The organism is Loktanella sp. DJP18 (assembly GCF_049310965.1).
Classification (GTDB): domain Bacteria; phylum Pseudomonadota; class Alphaproteobacteria; order Rhodobacterales; family Rhodobacteraceae; genus Loktanella.
This window is the reverse complement of the sequence record NZ_JBMERN010000171.1, coordinates 1-6,195: the sequence shown is the minus strand read 5'-3', so window position 1 is coordinate 6,195 and position 6,195 is coordinate 1. Positions and strand designations below refer to the sequence as shown.

The 6,195-nt window shown below is 56.4% G+C and carries 4 protein-coding genes; all 4 read right to left on the bottom strand.

The annotated features are described in order from the left end of the window. Positions 1-845: 845 nt before the first annotated feature. Positions 846-3,041: an ice-binding family protein gene (locus ACOI1H_RS22875; protein WP_422440441.1), complete on the bottom strand. Its 2,196-nt coding sequence runs from the start codon at positions 3,039-3,041 to the stop codon at positions 846-848. A gap of 198 nt (positions 3,042-3,239) precedes the next feature. After that, positions 3,240-3,647, bottom strand: a complete 408-nt coding sequence (locus tag ACOI1H_RS22870) for a TerC family protein (protein ID WP_422440443.1) — start codon at positions 3,645-3,647, stop codon at positions 3,240-3,242. A 67-nt stretch (positions 3,648-3,714) separates the two neighbouring features. Continuing rightward, positions 3,715-4,143 (bottom strand): TerC family protein, encoded by a 429-nt coding sequence (locus ACOI1H_RS22865; RefSeq protein WP_422440439.1) that lies wholly within the window; start codon positions 4,141-4,143, stop codon positions 3,715-3,717. A 425-nt stretch (positions 4,144-4,568) separates the two neighbouring features. Further along, positions 4,569-5,285, bottom strand: a complete 717-nt coding sequence (locus ACOI1H_RS22860) for a M48 family metallopeptidase (RefSeq protein WP_422440438.1) — start codon at positions 5,283-5,285, stop codon at positions 4,569-4,571. Positions 5,286-6,195: the final 910 nt, after the last annotated feature.

The window sequence follows — 6,195 nt, the reverse complement described above, 5'->3', positions numbered from 1 at the left end:
TAGTGAACAACGGAGGTCAGGTACGGGCTTCCAAATGGGAGAATACTTGACAGAATTGCAGTGGAAACACTCAGTTGCCGTCACAACCTGGGCAAGGGCTGCATAGACGCAGCTATTCGCGGCCGCTGCACCGGGACGACGATGATCGCGTCCGTCTGGTAGCAGACGCTGAATGGACAAAGAGGCCGTCAGGCATTCTATCCGAAAAGAACGATGAGCCCGGTGATTAGCACACAGCCGAAGGAAAGCAGAGTAATTTGCGACCTTTTGTGGCGGCTCTGCAATGCTTCTGGTGAGGGTAGGGCAAGTACTGCATCCGCGTTCCGCGAATTGGTCTTGCGATCGTTTTCATTCACTTTCGGACGCTCCGTCTGACTTGTGCCAACAGCGGTATCGGCTCCGATATGGGAGAACTCTTGTCGGAATTGCGGTGGAAACACTCTGTTGCCGTCACAAATAGGGCAGGTTCGTTAGCTACTCGCGTCTGAAATGCTGTCCGAGATCATAGCATTTTCTGGCATAGTCTTCGGCGATAAGTATTCCTACCCAAATCAACCGCCAACATGATAACCTCTGACATGAATGCCTCCCTTTCTGTGGTTCATTTGAAACCAGTTTGGAACGATCGATGCCGTTGGGTGGAGGCGCGCCGCTACCAGGTCGTCAGGCATCGAACTGCTGCGCCGAACAGCAAAATGCCTTCAGGAAGAGGAACAGCCGCCGTCGAAAAGGGAGGGGCTCCGCTTCCGACGACGTAGCGCCCTACGCTGCCCAGCTTGAATACCCCAACCTGTTTAAACGGCCACTTGGCATTGCCCAAGCCTCAGATACGCAGACACAGGGCCTTACCAGCGATACCCGACGGTCAGTGCGCCGCCATAAGCCCCTGCGTTCTGCGAATATTCCGCGTTGATGCCGGCCCCGGCGTAGAACCCTGTAGTTTCGCCAAATACAGCCGTCGACGAGAGGATCAGAGAGTTCCTGTCTGCGACTGCACCGCTGACCGGGAATGAGACACCGGGAACCGATTGAAGTGATGTCTGCGTTGGATCGACGTCCGCAAACTCATGCGCCCAGGCGGCACGCAGGCTGAGCGCGGCATTGTCGCGGCCTGCGAGATTGACCTCAACCCCGATCTCAGAGCGCAGTGACTTCGCCGTCTGTTCGTCGTAACTCAGGGCGTAGGTGGACGCGCCTTCCGTGGTTTGCTCTGCATAAGCCGGCAGCGTCAGCCTCGTCGCCCGGACGGCGACGAAGGGGGTGATAAGGCCCATTTGGTAGCCAGCTTCGACGTGAGCTGCGACGGTCTCGGAGGTGCCCTCACCGACAAAGTTATCCTCACCGGCGATGGTCACGCGGCGATGGGTTGAGAACTCATTGCGCCCATAGGCGAGGGCTCCTTCGACATAAACCTTGTCGAATGCCGTTCGGCCATAAAGTGCAACCAGCAGTCCTTCGCTTGAACCATCGCCAAACCCGTCAGCCAGCGCGAAACTGCCGTTGTCGATGGCAAAAGCAAGACCGATGCGCGTGTTCAGGTCAGGTGAAACGTTGACGCCAAATGCCAGCCCTTTCGTGTCAAGTGTCAGGTCATGAGAGCCGATTGCTACATCGCCATCGATTTCGCGGCGAGCGCCATACGCCGAAGCCCAGATATCCCATGTCGCTGCCAATGTGGGAACGTCCTCAGGCATGATAGGAGCAGGGGCTGCTAGAACAGGTGCCGGACCATATTTCAGCAGCTGGTCCTCGGCAGAGCGGTTCGGCACCTGACCCACGGGAAGCTGCGGACTTTTCGGGGCAATAGGTTGGGCTGGAACACCAGGTGTCAAGGGCGGAATAGTCCCCCCACGACCGGTTGTCGTGGTCTGCTGCATCACCGTATCGATGAACGTATTTATGGACTGCAGTCCGATTGGCACGATGCCAGTCGAGACTTCGCCGGTGAGCTGACCGAGGCTGACTGACAGCTCGTCCAGACCTTGTGTTGCAGGTAAAATGGCAATGCCGACCGGAAGAACTCCGCCTTCCGCTACAAACTCAGCGAGAGCGATCGCGAGATCAAGCGCGTTGCCGGTCAGGGCGGGGCCAGGCTCGCCGCCATCCGTGACGGGAGTTCCGTCCACGGGTGCCTCCACAACGGGACCACCGTCGACTGGGCTTTCGTCTGTCGGACTTTCACCGACCGGAATTTCAGGGACCGGACCGCCCACGACAGGAGAATCGACATCCGGCCTGCCTGCGACTGGTGGTTCGACGTCCGTACCACCGTCGACGACATCGTCAAAGCCAGCACCTTCTAGCACGCAAAGACCGATAGTATTCGTATCGAGCGTGACGGAGCCATTCCGTGCAAAGGCCGCACCACAGTCAAGCCGGGCAGCCGTGTTCATTGTGATGCTGGTCAGGGCGACGACCTGCCCGACAAGATCGGACGAGGTGTTCAGAGTGGCAGAGCTGCCGACCCGATAAAAGATATTGCCGCCCTGGGCACCGTTCCGAAGGACAACCTTTGCGCCGCTGCCCACCGTCAGGGTGGATCCGACATTGATTATGAAAATGGCATCTGGATTGCCCTCAGCGTCGAACGTCAGGGTCTGGTTTGCCGAAAGCCCGGCTGAGGTATCGTAGTTGTAGACACCCGCTTTGAGCGTTTGACCACCGAGATCCTTCCCAGTCAGATTTCCGCCTGTCGAAACAGGACGACTCGCGAGGTAGGTATATAGCGTCGTCAGATCGTTCTGAATACCGATCGCGACGGCATCTCCGATGAACCGCTCACCGATTTGCGTCACGCTGCCCGAACCCGTGTAGGATATTCCGGGACTGAGGGCGATGTTGCCGATAATTGTCGTAGGACCGGTATTTGTGATAGATTGTCCCGCAATAACGGCAAAGCTCTCGAGCTCCTGTGATGCGCCGATCGACGGGAGAGCCAGAAGGATAGGCATCGCCGTCATGGTTGACATCGCTGTCTTACGCACGCGATTGTTCATGGTTTTCATCTTTTCATGGAAGAAGTCGTCGCGCGTGATCAGCACGCAGCGGATCATTTGTATGACCCGTCGCATGCAATGAAGGCTTTTTCATGTCGCTTACAGCAGCGACCCGGTTTACTGTTGCCAGCCTTTGTATATCCCAAAGCCCGCGCGCAGCATTCCTGTCAAGCCTGACAAAATCCGGACGCTAAATTTCAATTTTCCCCGAAGCTAATGGTGGGGTCATTGTCCTAATGTCTCTCAGTGCCCAGGCCCCGGTTTTCTCCGCGTCCGCCGGTTTCGGACCCACATGTTCAAGATTTCAACCACTGCCGAGAATGCCATTGCGGCGTAGATATAACCCTTTGGAACGTGAAAACCCATGCCTTCCGCAATCAAGGTGGTACCGATTAGCAGCAAGAATGAAAGTGCCAACATCACGATTGTGGGGTTGCGCTCGATAAAATTAGCCAAAGGCGTAGCGGCTACTAGCATTAGTATCACCGTGACAACGACAGCAATGATCATAATTTCGATATGTTCGGTCATGCCAACCGCTGTGATGATCGAGTCAATCGAAAAAACCAAATCAAGTACGAGGATTTGCCCGATGGCTCCAGCAAAGGATGAGACTGCCTGAGCGGTTACAGGGGAATCGCGTTTGGGTATGTCTCGTCACGTAGAGGTCGAAAATCATCGAAAACTGACCACGAACGCAGCGAGAGAGCCCAAAAGTTCACGCTCCGTTCGCCCTCTTCGCGCTCAAATTTCCAAACGCGATAGCCCTGTGAGCGGTTACGGGGCTGTCGGTATCATGGGCCGGGTCCATCGCATGATGAATTTCCCTGGTAGCTTTCCATACGAGGAACAAACCACCTGCGATCAAGATCATATCCTTCCAGGAAATTTCAGCACCGAACGCTGTAAATACCGGTTGGGTTAACTGCACGATCCAAGCGACGGTAGCTAGAAGACCAAGTCGCATGACTAGCGCCAAACCAATGCCGATTTTACGTGCACGCTCCCGATTCTCTGGCGGCAGCTTATTCGTCAGGATCGAGATGAAGATGAGGTTGTCGATCCCCAACACCACCTCCATTACTATCAAGGTAATCAGTGCAACCCAAACTTCTGGGCTTTGTGCTAGCGCGAACAATTCAGACATTGAGGAGGTCCTTGGCTTGAGATCTTGGCTTGACAGCGAAATGCCACATTAGGGTCTCCAAGGGAATAGGGACACTCTGTGGGTCGTGCCGGGTCTGACATCTGATGTCATTTAGCCCGTGACCTACCCTTCAGTTCCCAGATCAGGTTCTGGTGCTGCCGAGCGCATTGACCTCAGACTTCGTGGCAGGCCAAGACGCCATATTGACACATGAGACTCTCACCAAAAATCCTGAAGAATTACTTCACATTACCGGTTGGCGGGCGAATACAGAGGTCATCTTCGTTGTCGTTAGTGAGATTAACCACCTGAGGGCTATCGCCGGTCATAAGGCCAGACAGGATATGGTGCGCCAGACGTCTCGTGTACGCTGACCTTCGCGCAGAAGATGCGCGCTGCGGAGGATGCCGTGGCTAGCGACGGAATTAGCGTAGCTCTGCCAGCATCGCCTCGATCTCGGCGATCCGTGACTGAGGCGCTGGGTGCGTCGCCAAGAACTCCGGCGCACGGTCCGATATTGCTGCGTCCATCCGCTGCCATAGCGCCACTGCCTGCTCCGGACGGAAACCCGCTCCGGCCATCGTGAGTAGCCCCAGTCGATCGGCCTCGAGTTCCTGCCGACGCGAGTAGGGCAAGACCAGACCGTATTGGACGCCGATCCCCAGCGCTGCGGCGATCTCGGCGGCGTATTCGACTTCGCCCAGTTGCAGGACCAGTGACAGGGCGCGCAACCCCCACCCCTTCGCGACCTGAGCATTCATGCGTTCCTGGCTGTGTTCCGCCTGTAGGTGCCCGATCTCGTGCCCGACGATGGCGGCAAGCTGATCCTCGTTCGCCACTACCCCGAACATCCCCTCATAGACGCCGATCTTGCGTCCCGGCAGTGCGAAGGCATTGATCTCGGGTCCGCGAAAGACGAGGACCTCCCATGCATCCGGCACCTCGTTGGCTGCCTGCAGAAGTCCCGTCGACACTTGGTTCAGCGCTGCCTGCAGATCATCGTTCGCCGCAACCGGAGACGACCGCCGGATGTCTGCCCAGGCTTCCAGGCCCATCGCCTCGACCGTTTCGTCGGACACCAGATCGACGTCGTCGCATCCGGCCAGCAGCGGCAGCGCCGCGACAGCTGAAAGGCCGAGCATCGCGCGACGGTTTATCCGGCATTGGCACATCGGAGAGTTCCTCTTGGACCGCGAGCAGCTGATCAACGAACGCGTCTCTTCAGCGTTTCGTTCCGGCGACTCTGGATGACCAGTGCCGACGCAAGTTGACCGATCCGCCTCACGGTTGATTGTCCATCTGACCTCCAGTAAGGATCCGCACGGAAGGGCCGCACCATGACGGATCCCTACGGGGCCAGAACGTAATGGTGACACGCACAGGACTGAAGAAGCGCGACAAGCATCAGGCGTTAAAGAGTCGAACAATTCGCCGAGAATGCCCTTTCGCTTCTTCTTGTGGTCATGTCCCTGATAGTGATGCCTGTCGTCTCTACTTCGGCAATCTTTGTTGCATCGCATTTTGGGGGCGGGTGTGCCTCATGGCGTGCGGCGTGCGGCTTCCGCGCTCAACGCGACAAGGATGAACAGAAATAACCGTGTTGGAAGTTATTACCATTCGCGTCAGCCTGGATTCGAGATGGCTGGACAATGTAATAAAAACAGCAACTTAGAATCCAGAGAAGGTTGGATATCAGACCCATTCCCTCCGCCACTTGCCCCTTGTAAATAAAGAGGATGCGCCTCTTAGCACTGATGCACTCCCAAAAGGGGGTGATGATTAAGTAGGCATAGTATGCCGTCTTTATGCGTCACCGCGTGCGCCGACTATGCCGACCTGGCACAAAATTAAAATTGGCGACTACAGGTTCGATTAACCTGAGACGACTAAGCCCCACCGTTTCCGGCCGGGCTTTCATCAGTCTTCAGATGGTCGAGTCAGAGTCCGGCATTGCCATCGGCATCGGCGATCACCTGCTACTCCTGTGTGATGTAACGGAAGTAATATCTTTCTGTCGTCTTCACGGACCCATGCCCGATGTAGCGCTGCACC

Excerpts from the sequence above, each read along its gene's own strand:
- ACOI1H_RS22865 (WP_422440439.1), bottom strand. The coding sequence starts at position 4,143 with ATGTCTGAATTGTTCGCGCTAGCACAAAGCCCAGAAGTTTGGGTTGCA.
- ACOI1H_RS22860 (WP_422440438.1), bottom strand. The coding sequence starts at position 5,285 with ATGCTCGGCCTTTCAGCTGTCGCGGCGCTGCCGCTGCTGGCCGGATGC.